This window comes from Klebsiella sp. WOUb02 (genome assembly GCF_050058015.1).
GTDB lineage: Bacteria > Pseudomonadota > Gammaproteobacteria > Enterobacterales > Enterobacteriaceae > Klebsiella.
Map to the genome: position 1 here is coordinate 1,911,320 of NZ_CP170110.1, position 17,601 is coordinate 1,928,920.

General features: G+C 54.4%; 15 protein-coding genes. 8 read left to right on the plus strand and 7 right to left on the minus strand.

Annotation, left to right across the window (positions count from 1 at the left end; genetic code table 11):
* Positions 1–132 precede the first annotated feature (132 nt).
* The 6 genes from ihfB to ABOC21_RS16245 form a co-directional block, all read right to left on the minus strand.
* Entirely contained in the window at positions 133–420 is a 288-nt protein-coding gene (ihfB, locus tag ABOC21_RS16220; protein WP_004100704.1) for an integration host factor subunit beta, read from the minus strand.
* A 151-nt stretch (positions 421–571) separates the two neighbouring features.
* Positions 572–2,245 carry a 30S ribosomal protein S1 gene (gene rpsA / locus ABOC21_RS16225; protein WP_010429251.1) on the minus strand — a complete coding sequence of 558 codons (1,674 nt, stop codon included), beginning with the start codon at positions 2,243–2,245 and terminating at the stop codon, positions 572–574.
* A 135-nt stretch (positions 2,246–2,380) separates the two neighbouring features.
* Entirely contained in the window at positions 2,381–3,064 is a 684-nt protein-coding gene (cmk, locus tag ABOC21_RS16230) for a (d)CMP kinase (RefSeq protein WP_041144795.1), read from the minus strand.
* A 193-nt stretch (positions 3,065–3,257) separates the two neighbouring features.
* Positions 3,258–4,541 carry a 3-phosphoshikimate 1-carboxyvinyltransferase gene (gene aroA / locus ABOC21_RS16235; RefSeq protein ID WP_426815283.1) on the minus strand — a complete coding sequence of 428 codons (1,284 nt, stop codon included), beginning with the start codon at positions 4,539–4,541 and terminating at the stop codon, positions 3,258–3,260.
* A 72-nt stretch (positions 4,542–4,613) separates the two neighbouring features.
* A complete protein-coding gene (gene serC / locus ABOC21_RS16240; RefSeq protein ID WP_426815284.1) occupies positions 4,614–5,702 on the minus strand; it encodes a 3-phosphoserine/phosphohydroxythreonine transaminase in 1,089 nt (362 codons plus the stop codon).
* A gap of 311 nt (positions 5,703–6,013) precedes the next feature.
* Positions 6,014–6,706 (minus strand): DUF421 domain-containing protein, encoded by a 693-nt coding sequence (locus ABOC21_RS16245; protein WP_426815285.1) that lies wholly within the window; start codon positions 6,704–6,706, stop codon positions 6,014–6,016.
* 138 nt (positions 6,707–6,844) lie between these two features.
* Here ABOC21_RS16245 and ycaO point away from each other — a divergent pair, with 138 nt between their 5' ends.
* The 4 genes from ycaO to pflA all read left to right on the plus strand — a co-directional run bounded on the left by ycaO (position 6,845) and on the right by pflA (position 13,220).
* Entirely contained in the window at positions 6,845–8,605 is a 1,761-nt protein-coding gene (gene ycaO / locus ABOC21_RS16250; protein WP_426815286.1) for a 30S ribosomal protein S12 methylthiotransferase accessory factor YcaO, read from the plus strand.
* A 383-nt stretch (positions 8,606–8,988) separates the two neighbouring features.
* Positions 8,989–9,846 (plus strand): formate transporter FocA, encoded by an 858-nt coding sequence (gene focA, locus ABOC21_RS16255; RefSeq protein ID WP_426815287.1) that lies wholly within the window; start codon positions 8,989–8,991, stop codon positions 9,844–9,846.
* A 51-nt stretch (positions 9,847–9,897) separates the two neighbouring features.
* Positions 9,898–12,180 (plus strand): formate C-acetyltransferase, encoded by a 2,283-nt coding sequence (gene pflB / locus ABOC21_RS16260; RefSeq protein WP_426815288.1) that lies wholly within the window; start codon positions 9,898–9,900, stop codon positions 12,178–12,180.
* A 299-nt stretch (positions 12,181–12,479) separates the two neighbouring features.
* On the plus strand, positions 12,480–13,220 hold the full coding sequence (pflA, locus tag ABOC21_RS16265; protein WP_426815289.1) for a pyruvate formate lyase 1-activating protein: 741 nt from the start codon (positions 12,480–12,482) through the stop codon (positions 13,218–13,220).
* A 92-nt stretch (positions 13,221–13,312) separates the two neighbouring features.
* On the opposite strand, the gene ABOC21_RS16270 is transcribed toward pflA, so the two are convergent.
* Positions 13,313–14,161, minus strand: coding sequence for a MurR/RpiR family transcriptional regulator (locus ABOC21_RS16270; RefSeq protein ID WP_426815290.1), 849 nt, complete (start codon positions 14,159–14,161; stop codon positions 13,313–13,315).
* A gap of 122 nt (positions 14,162–14,283) precedes the next feature.
* Here ABOC21_RS16270 and ABOC21_RS16275 point away from each other — a divergent pair, with 122 nt between their 5' ends.
* Genes ABOC21_RS16275 through ABOC21_RS16290 form a run of 4 tightly spaced genes read left to right on the plus strand, consistent with a single transcriptional unit; the run spans position 14,284 to position 17,563 of the window.
* Complete coding sequence (locus tag ABOC21_RS16275) at positions 14,284–14,559, plus strand: PTS sugar transporter subunit IIB (protein ID WP_015584798.1); 276 nt, start codon at positions 14,284–14,286, stop codon at positions 14,557–14,559.
* Positions 14,560–14,576: 17 nt separating this feature from the next.
* Entirely contained in the window at positions 14,577–15,842 is a 1,266-nt protein-coding gene (locus ABOC21_RS16280; RefSeq protein ID WP_426815291.1) for a PTS ascorbate transporter subunit IIC, read from the plus strand.
* 12 nt (positions 15,843–15,854) lie between these two features.
* Entirely contained in the window at positions 15,855–16,652 is a 798-nt protein-coding gene (locus tag ABOC21_RS16285) for a transketolase (protein ID WP_426815292.1), read from the plus strand.
* On the plus strand, positions 16,652–17,563 hold the full coding sequence (locus tag ABOC21_RS16290; protein WP_426815293.1) for a transketolase family protein: 912 nt from the start codon (positions 16,652–16,654) through the stop codon (positions 17,561–17,563). Before ABOC21_RS16285 ends, ABOC21_RS16290 begins: the two co-directional genes overlap by 1 nt.
* Positions 17,564–17,601: the final 38 nt, after the last annotated feature.

The following is a 17,601-nucleotide window of genomic DNA, read 5'->3' on the forward strand; positions in this document are numbered from 1 at the left end:
GCTTCCAAAGATATCGGGGCGTTGCGCTAAAGCAGATTGACGTTTGCGAGGAGGGTCGGGTTACGGGCATAAAAAAAGCACCCTCAGGTGCTTTTTTTATCTTCGGAGTACGTTAACGCCGTTCAGCGCAACTTACTCTTCGTAAATATTGGCGCGGTCGCGTAATTCTTTCCCGGGCTTAAAGTGCGGAACGTACTTGCCTTCCAGCTCGACTTTGTCGCCAGTTTTCGGGTTACGCCCGGTGCGAGGTGCTCGGTAATGCAAAGAGAAGCTGCCGAAACCGCGGATTTCAATGCGCTCACCTTGAGCAAGCGTTGAGGCCATATGCTCCAGCATTTCTTTAACAGCATCTTCAACCGCTTTCGCAGGAATGTGGGATTGCTGGCTGGCAAGTCTTTCTATCAATTCTGACTTGGTCATTTTTCCTCCGGTTTCCTTCAAGGCCAAATTAGCTAACAGCGTTAAACAAGGGCGGCCGTAGCCGCCCTTTGTGCTTGATTACAGGACGAATCCTGCAATCTGTCAAGTAAACTCGTCGTAATTCAGGTTGTTGTAACCCGAAAGACTAAGATTACTCGCCTTTAGCTGCTTTGAAAGCTTCAGCCATTGCGTTGTTAGAGAAGTTTGCATCTTCCTGTTTGTTAACAGTTGCGATTGCATCTTTCTCATCAGCTTCGTCTTTCGCACGGACAGACAGGCTGATTGCGCGGTTTTTACGATCAACGCCGGTGAATTTAGCTTCAACGTCATCGCCAACGCTCAGAACCAGAGTCGCATCTTCAACGCGGTCACGGGATGCTTCAGAAGCACGCAGGTAACCTTCAACGCCGTCAGCCAGTTCTACGGTTGCGCCTTTAGCGTCAACTGCAGTGACTTTACCGTTTACGATTGCGCCTTTCTTGTTCAGTGCAACCCAGTTGTTGAACGGATCTTCTGCAAGCTGCTTAACTCCCAGAGAGATACGCTCACGTTCTGCGTCAACCTGCAGAACAACTGCTGCGATTTCGTCGCCTTTTTTGTATTCACGTACTGCTTCTTCGCCTGCAACGTTCCAGGAGATGTCAGACAGGTGAACCAGGCCATCGATGCCGCCGTCCAGGCCGATGAAGATACCGAAGTCAGTGATAGACTTGATTTTACCTTCAACACGGTCGCCCTTGTTGTGGGTTTCCGCGAACTGCTGCCATGGGTTGTTTTTGCACTGTTTCAGGCCGAGGGAGATACGACGACGTTCTTCGTCGATATCCAGAACCATAACTTCCACTACGTCGCCAACGTTAACAACTTTGGACGGGTGGATGTTTTTGTTGGTCCAATCCATTTCGGAAACGTGAACCAGGCCTTCAACGCCTTCTTCGATTTCAACGAAGCAGCCGTAGTCGGTCAGGTTGGTCACGCGACCGGTCAGTTTGGTACCTTCCGGATAACGTTTAGCGATAGCTACCCACGGATCTTCGCCCAGCTGTTTCAGGCCCAGAGATACACGGGTACGCTCGCGGTCGAACTTCAGCACTTTAACAGTGATTTCGTCGCCAACGTTTACGATTTCGCTCGGATGCTTAACGCGTTTCCACGCCATGTCGGTGATGTGCAGCAGGCCATCGACGCCGCCCAGATCAACGAATGCACCGTAGTCAGTGAGGTTCTTAACGATACCTTTGACTTCCATGCCTTCCTGCAGGTTTTCCAGCAGCTGATCGCGTTCTGCGCTGTTCTCGGACTCGATAACGGCACGACGGGAAACAACAACGTTGTTACGTTTCTGGTCAAGCTTGATGACTTTGAACTCAAGCTCTTTGCCTTCCAGGTGCAGCGTGTCGCGAACCGGACGAACGTCAACCAGGGAGCCCGGCAGGAACGCGCGAATACCATTCAGCTCAACAGTGAAGCCACCTTTAACTTTGCCGTTGATAACACCGACTACAGTTTCAGCTTCTTCGTAAGCTTTTTCCAGCGTGATCCAAGCTTCGTGACGTTTAGCTTTTTCACGGGACAGCAGGGTTTCACCGAAGCCGTCTTCTACTGCATCCAGAGCAACGTCAACTTCGTCACCGACCTGGATTTCCAGCTCGCCCTGGGCGTTTTTGAACTGCTCTGCCGGAATGGCGGACTCAGATTTCAGACCGGCGTCAACCAGTACGACATCTTTGTCGATAGCAACAACAACACCACGAACGATGGAACCCGGACGGGTTTCGATTGTTTTTAAGGATTCTTCAAATAGTTGAGCAAAAGATTCAGTCATGTTTAATCTTCAGGTTTCATATTTAACGTCCACCTGGCTCCGTGCCGGATGGGGTTGTTTAACATACCCGCTAACACTCCGTTGCTGCGGGGGTACTGCTATAATTCGGAGGCCACTGCGCTTTGCCGATAACGGCTAAGCGACTGCCAATTTTTCGCGCGCATATTGTAGCGCTTTTTCAATTACTTGCTCAATGTTTAGTTCAGTAGAATCGAGAACTAAAGCATCGGCAGCCGGGACCAGCGGCGCCACGCTGCGATTACGATCGCGGTCGTCACGCTCTTTTATCTCGGATAAAAGGCGGTCAAAGTTAACACTAAAGCCCTTTTCCTGCAACTGCAGCATGCGCCGATGCGCACGTTCCTGCGCGGACGCATCAAGGAAAATTTTCACCGGCGCATCGGGGAATACCACGGTGCCCATATCTCGCCCGTCGGCAATCAGGCCCGGCAGTTCGCGAAACGCGCGCTGCCGGCGCAGCAGAGCTTCACGCACCCGGGGAAAAGCCGCGGCTTTCGAGGCGGTATTCGCCACTTCCTGCGTGCGGATCGCCGCGCTGACGTCCTCACCTTCCAGGATAACTTCGAGGCTGCCGTCGGTGGAAATAAAGCGCACGTCCAGATGCGCGGCCAGCGGCACCAGGGCTTCTTCAGATTCAACATCCACATGATGATGCAGCGCCGCCAGCGCCAGAACGCGATAGATAGCGCCGGAATCCAGCAAATGCCAGCCCAGAGCTTCCGCCATCGCCTTGCACAAGGTTCCCTTACCCGCACCGCCAGGGCCATCAATGGTGATTACCGGAATAGCTGCCGTCATCTTTTTCTCCTTCAGCAAGGCGCATAGAATATAAACGCCGCGCATTATACGCATCTATACGACGGAAAGTGAGCACTGGATGCAAAATACGGACGACCGGAAATGAAATGCAGAATAATTGCGCAATTATAGCGGGCTAACGGAATATCAGCCCGCAGATGACAAAGCTTTACGTTGGCGCAACCGCAGGCGCTTACGCCTGGGTGCTAATCCGCGCCAGCTGCTCGAAGTAGTCAGGGAAGGTTTTCGCCGTGCACTTCGGATCGAGGATCGTCACCGGCGTGTCGGACAGCGCCACCAGCGAGAAGCACATCGCCATGCGGTGATCGTTATAGGTGCCAATCTCAGCAAACTGCAGCTCCGCCGGCGGCGTAATGCGGATGTAATCCTCGCCCTCTTCCACTTCGGCGCCGACTTTGCGCAGTTCGGTGGCCATCGCAAACAGACGGTCGGTCTCTTTTACCCGCCAGTTATAAATATTGCGCAGCGTGGTGGTGCCTTTGGCAAACAGCGCCGCGGTGGCGATAGTCATGGCCGCATCCGGGATATGGTTCATATCCATATCGATGGCGTTCAGCTCGCCGCGGGTGCAGGCAATATAGTCATCGCCCCAGCTCACGATTGCGCCCATTTTTTCCAGCACGTCGGCAAAGCGAATATCGCCCTGCACGCTGTTACGGCCGATGCCGGTCACTTTTACCGTACCGCCCTTAATCGCGCCCGCCGCGAGGAAGTAGGACGCCGAAGAGGCATCGCCCTCAACCAGGTAGTCGCCCGGAGAGCGATACTGCTGGTTGCCGCGGACGACAAAACGCTGATAGGCGTGGTTTTCAACGTCCACGCCGAAGGTCTTCATCAGGTGCAGCGTAATATCAATATAGGGTTTGGAAACCAGATCGCCTTTAATGGCGATGACGGTATCCTGCGGCGCCAGCGGCGCAGCCATCAGCAGAGCGGTAAGGAACTGGCTGGAAACGCTGCCGTCAACCTCAACGCTGCCGCCGGCGAAGCCGCCGCGCAGGCGCAGAGGCGGGTAGTTTTCCTGCTCCAGATACTCAATTTGCGCGCCCCCCTGACGTAGCGCATCAACCAGATGACCAATCGGACGCTCTTTCATCCGCGGTTCGCCGGTCAGCACAATATCGCTGCTTCCGAGGCACAGGGCCGCCGCCAGCGGGCGCATTGCGGTCCCGGCGTTGCCAAGGAACAGCTCCAGCGCGCTATCTGCCTGCAGCGGGCCACCGTTGCCGGTCACTTCGCAGCGGGTACGATCGGAGGACAGGGTGTAATGAACTCCCAGGGCGCTTAGGGCATTCAGCATGTGGCGTACATCGTCGCTATCCAGCAGGTTGGTCAGCACCGTGGTGCCACGGGCTAATGCCGCCAGCAGCAAAGCGCGGTTAGAGACACTTTTAGACCCGGGCAGGTTCACGGTGCCATCCACGCGCGCGATGGGTTGTAACGTCAGGGATTCCATCAAACTCAACTCTCAAAAAAACGGAATAAAAACCCCGCAGACCGGCTGCGGGGATGAAAAGCACAACGATGATTAGCCGTGACGACGTTCAAAGTCCTGCATAAAGTCGGTCAGCGCTTTTACGCCAGCCAGCGGCATTGCGTTGTAGATAGAGGCACGCATACCGCCAACCACCCGGTGGCCTTTCAGCGCGTGCAGGCCGGCGGCGAAGGACTCTTCGAGGAACAGCTTGTCCAGCGCGCTGTCGGCCAGCTGGAACGGGACGTTCATGCGCGAGCGGTTGGCCGCCGCCACGTCGTTACGATAGAAGCTGCTGCCGTCGATGGCGCCGTAGAGCAGATCGGCTTTTTGCTGGTTGATTTTATCCATTGCCGCCACGCCGCCCTGCTCTTTCAGCCATTTGAAGACCAGGCCAGAGAGGTACCAGGCGAAGGTCGGCGGCGTATTGAACATCGAATCGTTGGCATCAAGCACGGAGTAATCGAGGATTGACGGGCAGGCGACGCTCGCTTTGCCCAGCAGATCTTCGCGAACGATCACCAGCGTCAGCCCCGCCGGACCGATGTTTTTCTGCGCGCCGGCGTAGATAACGCCAAAACGGCTGACGTCGATCGGCGCAGACAAAATAGTCGAGGAGAAATCGGCGGCAACAACGACGTCATCGCCGAAGTTCGGCGTTTCATCAATGGCGATGCCGTCGATGGTTTCATTCGGGCAATAGTGCAGGTAGGCCGCGCCCGGCGTCAGCTGCCATTCGCTCATCGGCCTGACGGCCCGCAGACCATCAACGGTGACTTTGGCGTCGATGGTATTTGGCGTACAGTATTTTTTTGCTTCTTTAATGGCGCTTGCCGCCCAGTAGCCGGCGTCAACGTAGTCAGCGGTGGTTTTATCGCCGAGCAGGTTCAGCGGGACGCCGGCGAACTGGCCGCGACCGCCGCCATGGCAGAATAAAACTTTGTAGTTGGAGGGGATGTTGAGCAGATCGCGAAAATCCTGCTCCGCCGCCTCGGCCACCTGGATAAACTCCTTACCACGGTGACTGATCTCCATTACCGACGTTCCCAGCCCCTGCCAGTCGCAAAGCTCCTGCTGAGCCAGTTTGAGAACTTCCGCCGGCAGCATTGCCGGGCCCGAACTAAAGTTATAGACCTGAGCCATTTCCCCTCACCACGTTGCTATGTTATTTGCCCGCGAACCGTCGCGTGCATAAGTTATTCCGGTATCTAAACCCCGATCGTTCGAGCTGCGCGCGGGCGTCCAGTGGATTAATCCGCTGGGACCTGCTGAAGTATGCGGGCGAATTGAATGAATGCAGCCAGCCCCCATGCAGCCTGAAGTATGACGGGAACATCGGTTTTATCATTCAGCGACACGCATCGCAATGCCTAAAACTTATGAGCGGAAAAATATGATCGGCTTCACACAAAACAATTCACTCCCCCTTCGTAACAAAACCGACAAAAAGGCTGTCAGGTAACGCGTTTAGCTTTGCTAACCCTCGCCCATTCTGGATTTTGACAGCGTGGACATAATTGCTTTTGCCCGGCCTGCAGCGCGATCACCTGGCTACAGCGCACGCAAGCATATTCGCCGCTCTCAGGGATGGTCACAAAACGCTCATCGCAGCCGTCCGGCAGAATACATAAACCCGGCTTCACCTCTTCATCAGCGTAATAGTACATACTGATTTGGCCGTTCGCTTCCATTATCGCCAGCCGCACCTGGCCGAGCTGCTCCACGCTGTAGAGGCGAAGCTCCATAAAAAACTCGAACTCGGTCATGTTGGCGCTGCGGACTTTCTCCCACGCCAGCTCGCCCTCCTCGACGATGATCACCGGCTTCCCTTCCAGCAGGTTTTCCAGCTTCTCGCTTTTGGACATCAGCCACATCACCAGGCGGTAGAGCAGCGCCAGAGTGACAAAAACGACAAATACCGGGACCAGCGGCACGTCGTCATAAAAGGCGACGTCTCCGGCCGCAGAGCCGAGCGTCAAAATAATCAGCACTTCAAAGAGCGACATCTGGCGGACGCCGCGCCGCCCGGTAATTTTAAGGAACAGGAAAACCAGCAGGAAGGTATAGAGGCTGCGCAGCGCGACTTTCCCTAAAAACTCCGGCGGAACTTTATCAAACGCCATGCGATGAAGATCGAACGCTTTCATTTTTTAATGCCTTAACAGTAGGTTACTGGCTGTAAGCATAGTCCAGGCTTTTATTTTCGCCGGGGCCCTCACGAAGATAGCGCCTGACACACAAACCCCGTATCATTGCGCGCTTTACGTACGATAAAAGTGACCGCTATGACTCAAACGTTTATCCCCGGCAAAGACGCCGCCCTGGAAGATTCCATCGCTCGCTTCCAGCAGAAATTGCTCGACCTCGGATTTGATATTGAAGAGGCCTCGTGGCTGAATCCGGTACCGCACGTATGGTCAGTTCATATCCGCGATAAAGCCTGCCCGCTGTGCTTCACCAACGGTAAAGGCGCGACCAAAAAAGCGGCGCTGGCCTCTGCGCTGGGCGAGTACTTCGAACGTCTGTCGACCAACTATTTCTTCGCCGACTTCTGGTTAGGCGAAACCATCGCCAACGGGCCGTTTGTTCACTATCCAAACGAAAAATGGTTCCCGCTGACCGAAGATGACGAAGTGCCGCAGGGGCTGCTCGATCCGCGCCTGCGCGCCTTCTACGATCCTGACGATCAGCTGACCGCCAGCATGCTGGTCGATCTGCAGTCCGGTAATGACGATCGCGGCGTTTGTGGCCTGCCGTTCACCCGCCAGTCCGACGGCGAAACGGTCTATATTCCGATGAATATCGTTGGCAACCTGTACGTCTCTAACGGGATGTCCGCGGGCAACACCGCCAACGAAGCGCGCGTTCAGGGGCTGTCGGAAGTCTTTGAGCGTCATATCAAGAACCGCATCATTGCGGAAAGCATCAGCCTGCCGGAAATCCCTGCCGAGGTGATGGCCCGCTATCCGGGCGTGGTGGAGTCGATTAATAAGCTGGAAGCGGAAGGTTTCCCGATTTTTGCCTACGACGGCTCGCTGGGCGGCAAGTATCCGGTGATCTGCGTAGTGCTTTTTAACCCGGAAAACGGCACCTGCTTCGCCTCCTTCGGCGCGCATCCTGACTTCGGCGTCGCGCTGGAGCGCACCGTCACCGAACTGCTGCAGGGCCGCAGCCTGAAGGATCTCGACGTCTTCACGCCGCCCACCTTCGATGACGAAGAAGTGGCCGAACACGCCAACCTTGAAACCCACTTTATCGATTCCAGCGGCCTGATCTCCTGGGATATGTTCAAACAGGATGCCGACTATCCGTTCGTTGACTGGAACTTCTCCGGTACCACGGAAGAGGAGTTCGCCACCCTGATGGCCATCTTTAAACAAGAAGATAAAGAGGTCTACATCGCCGATTACGAGCACCTGAGCGTCTATGCCTGCCGGATTATCGTCCCGGGGATGTCGGATATCTATCCGGCAGAAGACCTGTGGCTGGCGAACAACAGCATGGGCAGCCATCTGCGCGAAACGCTCCTCTCTCTGCCGGGCAGCGAATGGGAGAAAGAGGACTATCTGGCGCTGATTGAGCAGCTGGACGATGAAGGTAACGACGACTTTACCCGCGTTCGCGAGCTGCTGGGCCTGGCAACGGGCAAAGACAACGGCTGGTATACGCTGCGCATTGGCGAACTGAAAGCGATGCTGGCGCTGGCCGGCGGCGATCTGGAGCAGGCGCTGATCTGGACGGAGTGGACCATTGAGTTCAATGCGTCAATCTTCAGCGCCGAGCGCGCGAACTACTACCGCTGCCTGCAAACGCTGCTGCTGCTAAGCCAGGAAGAAGAACGTCAGCCGCTGCAGTATCTGAACGCCTTTGTCCGCATGTACGGCGCAGACGCGGTGGAAGCCGCCAGCGCTGCGCTAAGCGGCGAAGCGCCGTTCTACGGCCTGCAGGCCGTCGATAGCGATCTGCGCGCGTTCCCGGCCCATCAGTCCTTACTGGCAGCCTATGAGAAGCTGCAGCGCGCTAAAGCGGCCTACTGGGCGAAATAGCCCTCAGCGCCGTCGGAAGTGTCCCATCACGGAGTCGTTTACGGCTCCGTTTTTTTATATTTAATTCACGGGGCCAATAACTTGTAGTTGCAAAGTTAATTTACGGTGAAATTTGATCGCACAGCACTTTGGAGATGTTAATTTTAATAAAAATACCCCATTTTAATTAACCGTTACTCTGGCCCCAAAATGAAAAAAATCAACATAATTTGTAAATATTAAAATTTATTTTTTAATTAAAAAACATACAGTTACAACCAATTACCCCAAAAACCATACGTTAAACGGGCTTATAGTTCCGGTGGGATATGATCTACATCAATTTCCCTTCTATAATGCTTTGTTAGTATCTCACCGCCGACTTATATAAAGAGAGAGTTAGTGTGAAAGCTGACAACCCTTTTGATCTTTTACTCCCCGCAGCGATGGCGAAAGTCGCCGAAGAAGCGGGTGTCTATAAAGCGACAAAGCACCCGATGAAGACCTTTTATCTGGCGATTACCGCTGGCGTCTTTATCTCCATTGCTTTTGTCTTCTACATCACCGCGACGACCGGTACTGCCGCGATGCCTTTCGGTATTGCCAAGTTTATCGGCGGGATCTGCTTTTCATTGGGCTTGATTCTGTGCGTCATCTGCGGTGCTGACCTGTTTACCTCCACCGTGCTTATCGTCGTGGCGAAAGCCAGCGGACGAATTACCTGGGGTCAACTGGCGCGAAACTGGCTCAACGTCTATGTTGGTAACCTGATAGGCGCACTGCTGTTCGTCTTACTGATGTGGCTGTCGGGTGAATATATGACCGCCAACGGCGGCTGGGGACTCAACGTCCTGCAAACCGCTGACCACAAAATGCATCATACTTTTATTGAAGCCGTCAGCCTGGGTATCCTGGCGAACCTGATGGTCTGCCTCGCGGTGTGGATGAGCTACTCCGGCCGCAGCCTGATGGACAAAGCAATGATTATGGTTCTCCCCGTAGCCATGTTTGTCGCCAGCGGCTTCGAGCACAGTATCGCTAACATGTTTATGATCCCGATGGGTATCGTAATCCGCGACTTTGCAAGCCCGGAATTCTGGACCGCCGTTGGTTCAACTCCGGAAAGTTTCTCTCACCTGACCATCATGAACTTCATCACTGATAACCTGATTCCGGTAACTATCGGGAACATTATTGGCGGTGGTCTGCTGGTTGGGCTGACATACTGGGTCATTTACCTGCGTGGCGACGACCATCACTAAGGGTTGTTTCAGGCAGTAAATAAAAAATCCACTTAAGAAGGTAGGTGTTACATGTCCGAGCTTAATGAAAAGTTAGCCACAGCCTGGGAAGGTTTTGCGAAAGGTGACTGGCAGAACGAAGTCAACGTCCGTGACTTTATCCAGAAAAACTACACCCCGTACGAAGGTGATGAGTCCTTCCTGGCTGGCGCAACTGACGCGACCACCAAGCTGTGGGACAACGTAATGGAAGGCGTTAAACAGGAAAACCGCACTCACGCGCCTGTTGATTTTGACACTTCCCTTGCATCCACCATCACTTCTCACGACGCAGGCTACATCGAGAAAGCGCTCGAGAAAATCGTTGGTCTGCAGACTGAAGCTCCGCTGAAACGTGCGATTATCCCGTTCGGCGGCATTAAAATGGTTGAAGGTTCTTGCAAAGCGTACGATCGCGAGCTGGACCCGATGCTGAAAAAAATCTTCACCGAGTACCGTAAAACTCACAACCAGGGCGTTTTTGACGTTTACACCAAAGACATCCTGAACTGCCGTAAATCCGGCGTACTGACCGGTCTGCCGGACGCCTACGGCCGTGGCCGCATCATCGGTGACTACCGTCGCGTTGCGCTGTACGGCATCGACTTCCTGATGAAAGACAAATACGCTCAGTTCCTCTCTCTGCAAGAAAGACTGGAAAACGGCGAAGATCTGGAAGCTACCATCCGCCTGCGCGAAGAGATCTCCGAGCAGCACCGTGCGCTGGGCCAGATCAAAGAAATGGCGGCCAAATACGGCTGCGATATCTCTGCTCCGGCACAAACCGCGCAGGAAGCTATCCAGTGGACCTACTTCGGTTACCTGGCTGCCGTTAAATCTCAGAACGGCGCAGCAATGTCCTTCGGTCGTACCTCCAGCTTCCTGGATATCTTCATCGAACGTGACCTGAAAGCCGGTAAAATCACCGAGCAGGACGCTCAGGAAATGATTGACCACCTGGTCATGAAACTGCGTATGGTTCGTTTCCTGCGTACTCCTGAATATGATGAACTGTTCTCCGGTGACCCGATCTGGGCAACGGAATCAATCGGCGGTATGGGCGTTGATGGCCGTACTCTGGTTACCAAAAACAGCTTCCGCTTCCTGAACACCCTGTACACCATGGGGCCGTCTCCGGAGCCGAACATCACTATTCTGTGGTCTGAAAAACTGCCGCTGAGCTTCAAAAAATACGCGGCTAAAGTCTCCATCGATACCTCTTCTCTGCAGTACGAGAATGACGATCTGATGCGTCCGGACTTCAACAACGATGACTACGCGATCGCTTGCTGCGTAAGCCCGATGGTTGTTGGTAAGCAAATGCAGTTCTTCGGTGCTCGCGCTAACCTCGCGAAAACCATGCTGTACGCGATCAACGGCGGCGTTGATGAAAAACTGAAAATGCAGGTTGGTCCTAAAGCTGAGCCGATCAAAGGCGACGTTCTGAACTTTGATGAAGTTATGGATCGCATGGATCACTTCATGGACTGGCTGGCTAAACAGTACGTCACCGCGCTGAACATCATCCACTACATGCACGACAAGTACAGCTACGAAGCCTCTCTGATGGCGCTGCACGACCGTGACGTGATTCGCACCATGGCATGCGGTATCGCCGGCCTGTCCGTTGCCGCTGACTCCCTGTCGGCTATCAAATATGCGAAAGTTAAACCGATTCGTGACGAAAACGGTCTGGCCGTTGACTTCGCAATCGAAGGCGAATACCCGCAGTTTGGTAACAACGACTCTCGCGTAGATGACATGGCCGTTGACCTGGTTGAACGTTTCATGAAGAAAATTCAGAAACTGCACACCTACCGCAACGCTATCCCGACGCAGTCCGTTCTGACCATCACTTCTAACGTTGTGTATGGTAAGAAAACCGGTAACACCCCTGACGGTCGTCGCGCTGGCGCGCCGTTCGGACCAGGCGCTAACCCGATGCACGGCCGTGACCAGAAAGGCGCCGTTGCCTCTCTGACCTCCGTTGCAAAACTGCCGTTTGCTTACGCTAAAGATGGTATCTCTTACACCTTCTCTATCGTTCCTAACGCTCTGGGTAAAGACGACGAAGTTCGTAAGACTAACCTCGCCGGTCTGATGGACGGTTACTTCCACCACGAAGCTTCTATCGAAGGCGGTCAGCACCTGAACGTCAACGTTATGAACCGTGAAATGCTGCTCGACGCGATGGAAAACCCGGAAAAATATCCGCAGCTGACCATCCGCGTATCCGGCTACGCAGTACGTTTTAACTCCCTGACTAAAGAGCAGCAGCAGGACGTTATCACTCGTACCTTCACTCAGACCATGTAATGGGTTTGACTGAAATCGCGATATAAAAAGCGTACAATAAAGGCTCCACGCAAGTGGGGCCTTTTTAACAATACTTCCCTGCCCTCCAGTCTCTTTTGTCCGCTATCTATACTGAATGGATAACTGCCAAAACAGACTTAGAGCCTATCCCATTAGGCGTAATTGTCGCAGCCAGTTTGAGCACTGCCCAGGTTCAAAATGGCAAGCAAAATAGCCTAATGGGACTGGCTCTTAAACACAGCCGGTTTGAGCTGTGCATCACAGGTCCCGGACGGACCGAATCTGGAGATATCACCGCAATGTCAACTATTGGTCGCATTCACTCCTTTGAATCCTGTGGCACCGTCGATGGTCCAGGGATCCGCTTCATCACCTTCTTCCAGGGCTGCCTGATGCGCTGCCTGTACTGCCATAACCGCGATACCTGGGATACCCACGGCGGCACGGAAGTGACCGTCGAAAGCCTGATGAAAGAGGTCGTAACCTACCGTCACTTTATGAACGCTTCCGGCGGCGGAGTGACCGCATCCGGCGGTGAGGCTATCCTGCAGGCCGAATTCGTGCGCGACTGGTTCCGCGCCTGCCACAAGGAGGGCATTCATACCTGCCTCGATACCAACGGCTTCGTTCGACGCTACGATCCGGTGATTGACGAGCTGCTTGAGGTGACCGATCTGGTGATGCTTGACCTTAAGCAGATGAATGATGAAATCCACCAAAATCTGGTCGGCGTCTCTAACCACCGCACGCTGGAATTTGCCCGCTATTTGTCACAGAAGAATATCAACGTCTGGATCCGCTACGTGGTGGTGCCCGGCTGGTCAGACGATGATGATTCCGCGCATCGCCTCGGCGAGTTTACCCGCGATATGGGCAACGTCGAAAAAATCGAGCTGCTGCCGTATCACGAGCTGGGCAAGCATAAATGGGTAGCGCTGGGCGAAGAGTACAAGCTTGACGGCGTGCATCCGCCGAAGAAAGAGACCATGGAGCGCGTAAAAGGCATCCTCGAGCAGTATGGTCATAAGGTTATGTACTAAGCCGACGGGCGGCAGCCGCCCGGTTAAGCAGCATTTCCCCCGGATAGCGGCGCAGAACCTCTTATCCGGGCGGGAAAGCGCTTCGGCAAGCATTACGACATAAAGTATTGCGACAGCTTATTCGCCACGCTTTCAATCGAGAAAATGCGTTTCTGATGCGCTTTACGATACTCCGCATAGCGCTCATCCTGCTCCTCCAGCGCGCGAAGCATTCGATCGGCAACCATCATTGCTCCCGCAATTTCGGCAAAGCCTGATTCACCTTCTCCCAGTAAAGCCACCGCGGCCTGCAGGTTCCAGTCCGATAAACGAGCCAGCGGCGTAAACGTGCCGCGGGTCAGCGACAATATTTTCACCCCCTGCTGCTTCGCCAGCGTCAAAGCCTGCATCATATCCGCCGAAGCCTGTTCGGTATGCACGACGATAATTCCCGTCTTTTGCCGATCGGTTGCTATCGGGATCGCCGCCGGATAAGAGCGATCGACGAAGCTGGCAACTTTGCCCATGTTGATTAAATTCATTTGCAGAAACAGGGCAACGGGCACCGCCGTACCCACCGCATAAATAGCGATGTTATTCAGCGCATTCAGCCAAACCGCTGCGCTTTGCAGCTCCTGAGCATCGATAATGGTATTGCTATCGCGAATGCTCGCCAGCACCGGCGCAATATCGTCGTCATCGCCGGCTTCCGGGCGGGCAGCCCCCTGCTCAACCGCCAGCGCCGTTCTGAAATCGGAAAAACCTTTAAATCCAAACGCCCGACAAAAACGGGTGATGCTGCCTTCGCTGGTAGCAACAGAGTCGGCCAGTTCTGAAATCGTATGCCGCATCACAAAATCAGGATTTTCCGCAATAAAACGGCCCACTTTCTCCAGTATCGGGCTGAGTTCTGAAGAACCATTCCGTATGTTTATCAAGAGGTTGTTATCTATCTGGCTCATTTTTTGCCTTTCTTGCTCAAAATGCAAACACAGTCACATCTTTCGCCCCACGCTAAAGATAATGATTATTATCTCACAAAAGAAAATAAAAATAATTATTTTTACAAACAGGAGAACATCTCATGAAAGGTCTCATCGTCTGTCGCACCGGTATGGGCAGTTCCTTAATGCTCAAAATCAAAGCACAAAAAATCATCGATAAACACGGCTGGGATATCGAGCTGGAACACGACGTCCTCTCCGGGTTACGAACCTGGCGAGATATTGATTTCGTGATCACGATGCGCGATCTCACCGAGGAAGTCGAAGCTGCCGGATTTAACGCTATCGGTATCACCGACCTGATGAACAGTGAAGAAATGGAATCAGCGCTTATCCGCGTAATCCAGCACAACTAACCTCTCCCGGAGGCAATATGGATTTCCTCAGATTTATTGTATTCGACATTCTGGGCGTCACCCCACTTTTAGTTGGTTTTATCGCATTAATTGGCTTATTGATCCAACGAAAGCCCATTGAAAAAGTGCTCTCCGGGACTTTCAAAACCATTGTCGGCTTTCTGGTTTTTGCCGGTGGGGCCGGGCTGGCCGTGACCTCTCTCGGCAATTTTCAGACATTATTCAGCGATGGCTTTGGTCTGAAAGGCGTGATGCCGCTGGCGGAAGCGCTGACCGGGCTGGCGCAAACTAAATTCGCGATGTGCGTCTCGCTGATTATGGTGATTGGTTTTGGCTGGAACCTGTTCTTTGCCCGCGTTACCCCTTTCAAATACATCTTTCTCACCGGACAGCATAACCTCTATCTCTCGGCTCTGCTGACCGTCACCCTGAAAGCGCTCGGCTATAGCGACATGACCACCATTATTGTCGGTTCAATTCTGCTGGGGCTGGCCGCCTGCCTGTACCCGGCAATTGCCCAGCCGTGGATGAGAAAAATCACCGGTAATGATGAAATTGCGATGGGGCACTACGTGACGCTGGCCTACGCGGCGTCCGGATGGATCGGTTCGAAGGTGGGCGATCCTAAGCAGTCGACCGAAAAGCTAAACCTGCCCGGCTGGCTGGGGATCTTTAAAGATTACATCGTCTCCGTGTCGATCTCGGTCAGTATTTTCTATTACATTGCGGCATTCGCCGCCGGGAAAGCGGCGGTCACGGCGGCGGCTGGCGGCATGCACTGGCTGGTTTACCCTCTGTTCCAGTCGCTCACCTTCACCGCCTCGCTGTATATCATCATTACCGGGGTGCGCCTGCTGCTGTCAGAAATCGTCCCGGCCTTCCTCGGTATTTCGGAGAAGTTCATTCCCAACGCCAAACCCGCCCTCGATTGCCCGGTCGTTTTCCCGTATGCGCCAACCGCCACGGTACTGGGATTTATCTCGTCATTTGTTGGCGGGCTGGTGGTGATGGGCTTTCTGGCGATCCTCGGGCAAACCGTCATTATTCCGGTAGCGATCCCCTACTTCTTTATCGGCGCCACCGCGGCGGTATTTGGTAACGCCTCGGGCGGCTGGAAAGGAGCTATCGCCGGCAGCTTCGTCACCGGGATCCTGATCGGCATCGGCCCTGCGTTGATCTACCCCATCATGGAGTCCGTCGGCCTGTCGGGAACCAGCTTCCCGGAAACCGACTTTGTCGCCCTGGGCCTGGTTGTGTACTACATCGGCAAAATGCTGCCATAAGAAGGAAACCACATGAACATTGATCAACTGAAGTCCCATGCGCTCGCCGCTCGCCGCGATATCGTCACGATGATTTATGAGTCCGGCATTGGCCACCCGGGCGGCGCCTTATCGATAATCGATATTCTCACCTGGATCTATTATCAGGAGGTTGACCTGGCGGCCTCGCCCCGCGCGCGCGTCGTTATGAGCAAAGGGCACGCCGTTGCCGCGCAGTACGCCATGCTTTACCAAAAAGGCAAAATCGATCGCAGCGAGTTCAATACCTTCCGCCAGATCAATTCGCGCCTGCAGGGGCACCCCAGCATAAAATCGCTGCCGGATGTCGACGCGACGACCGGTTTGCTCGGCCAGGGGTTATCCGTCGCCTTCGGTATGGCGGCCGCTAAAAAGCGCCGCGACGAGCCTCATCGGGTATTTGCCATCATCGGCGATGGCGAAATGCACGAAGGGCAAATCTGGGAAACCTTACAGCAGGCCGGGCATATGAAAATGGATAATCTGGTCGCGATTATCGATTACAACGGCTTCTCTTCCCACGATCCGGTTAATGAAGTGGTTAATCTCGAGCCGCTGGCGGATAAGATCCGCAGCTTCGGCTGGCACGTGCTGGAGCTGCATAACGGTAATGATATGCACCAGGTGGCCGACACCCTGATGCTCTCCCGCCATCTGAAAGGCAAGCCGGTAGCCATCGTCGCCCATACCACCAAGGGCTCCGGCGTCAGCTATATGGAAAATAACGGCGACTGGCACTCAAAAACCCCGACCACAGAACAATACCAGCAGGCAATGGAGGAGTTACAGTGATGAAAGCACCGCGTGATGAGATCGGTAATGCACTGATTGCCCTGAAAGAAAAAGGTTACCCCATCGTCGCTATCGATAGTGACTTAGCCAGTTCAACCCGCACCGACCAGTTTCAGGCGCGCTACCCGGAGGCCTTCTTCGAAATGGGGATTGCGGAAGGTTCAGCGATGAGTTTTGCCGTGGGTCAGTCGCTTGAGGGCTATATCCCCTTCTATGTCAATTTTGCGATGTTTGTAACGGGGACGGCATGGACCCAGCTGCGACAGGCCTGCTACGCCAAAGCCAACGTCAAGCTGGTGGGTAGCCATCCGGGAATGGATGACGGCCCGGACGGCGCCTCGCACCATGCGCTGGAGGATCTTGCCCTGACCCGCGTGCTGCCGGGCCTGACGATCCTGACGCCGGCCGATGCCGAAGAAATAGCCGACGCCTTTGAGCAGGCGGCAAAAATCAAAGGCCCGGTTTATATCCGCGTGGCGCGTGAACCGATGCCGGTGCGCGATAAGAGCGTAATCCCGCGGGTCACCGATATCGCGGCCATCGCCAGCAGCGGCAACGAGTTCGCCATTCTCTTTGAGGGCACGGTGCTGGAACAGGCCAGCGAAGGCTATGAAAAGCTGGTTGCCAGCGGCAAGAAAGGCAAGCTCATCCACGTGGCGACGCTCAAACCGTTTAACCAGCAGGAGTTTTATGCGCTGGTAGCAGACTGCCCGCAGATCGCCACGCTGGAGAATCACACGGTAAACGGCGGCCTTGGCGGTCAGGTAGCCGAAGCGATGGCCCAGGCAGCCCATCCGGCGCGCCTGACGCGCCTGGGAACGCAGGATACCTTCACCGAGTCGGGCAACAGCCGGCAGCTCAAGGCAAAATACGGCATCTCCGGCGAGGCGCTGTATAACGCGCTTCGCTGACCGTCGCACGAGCCGGTCGCCCACTGACCGGCTCGCTA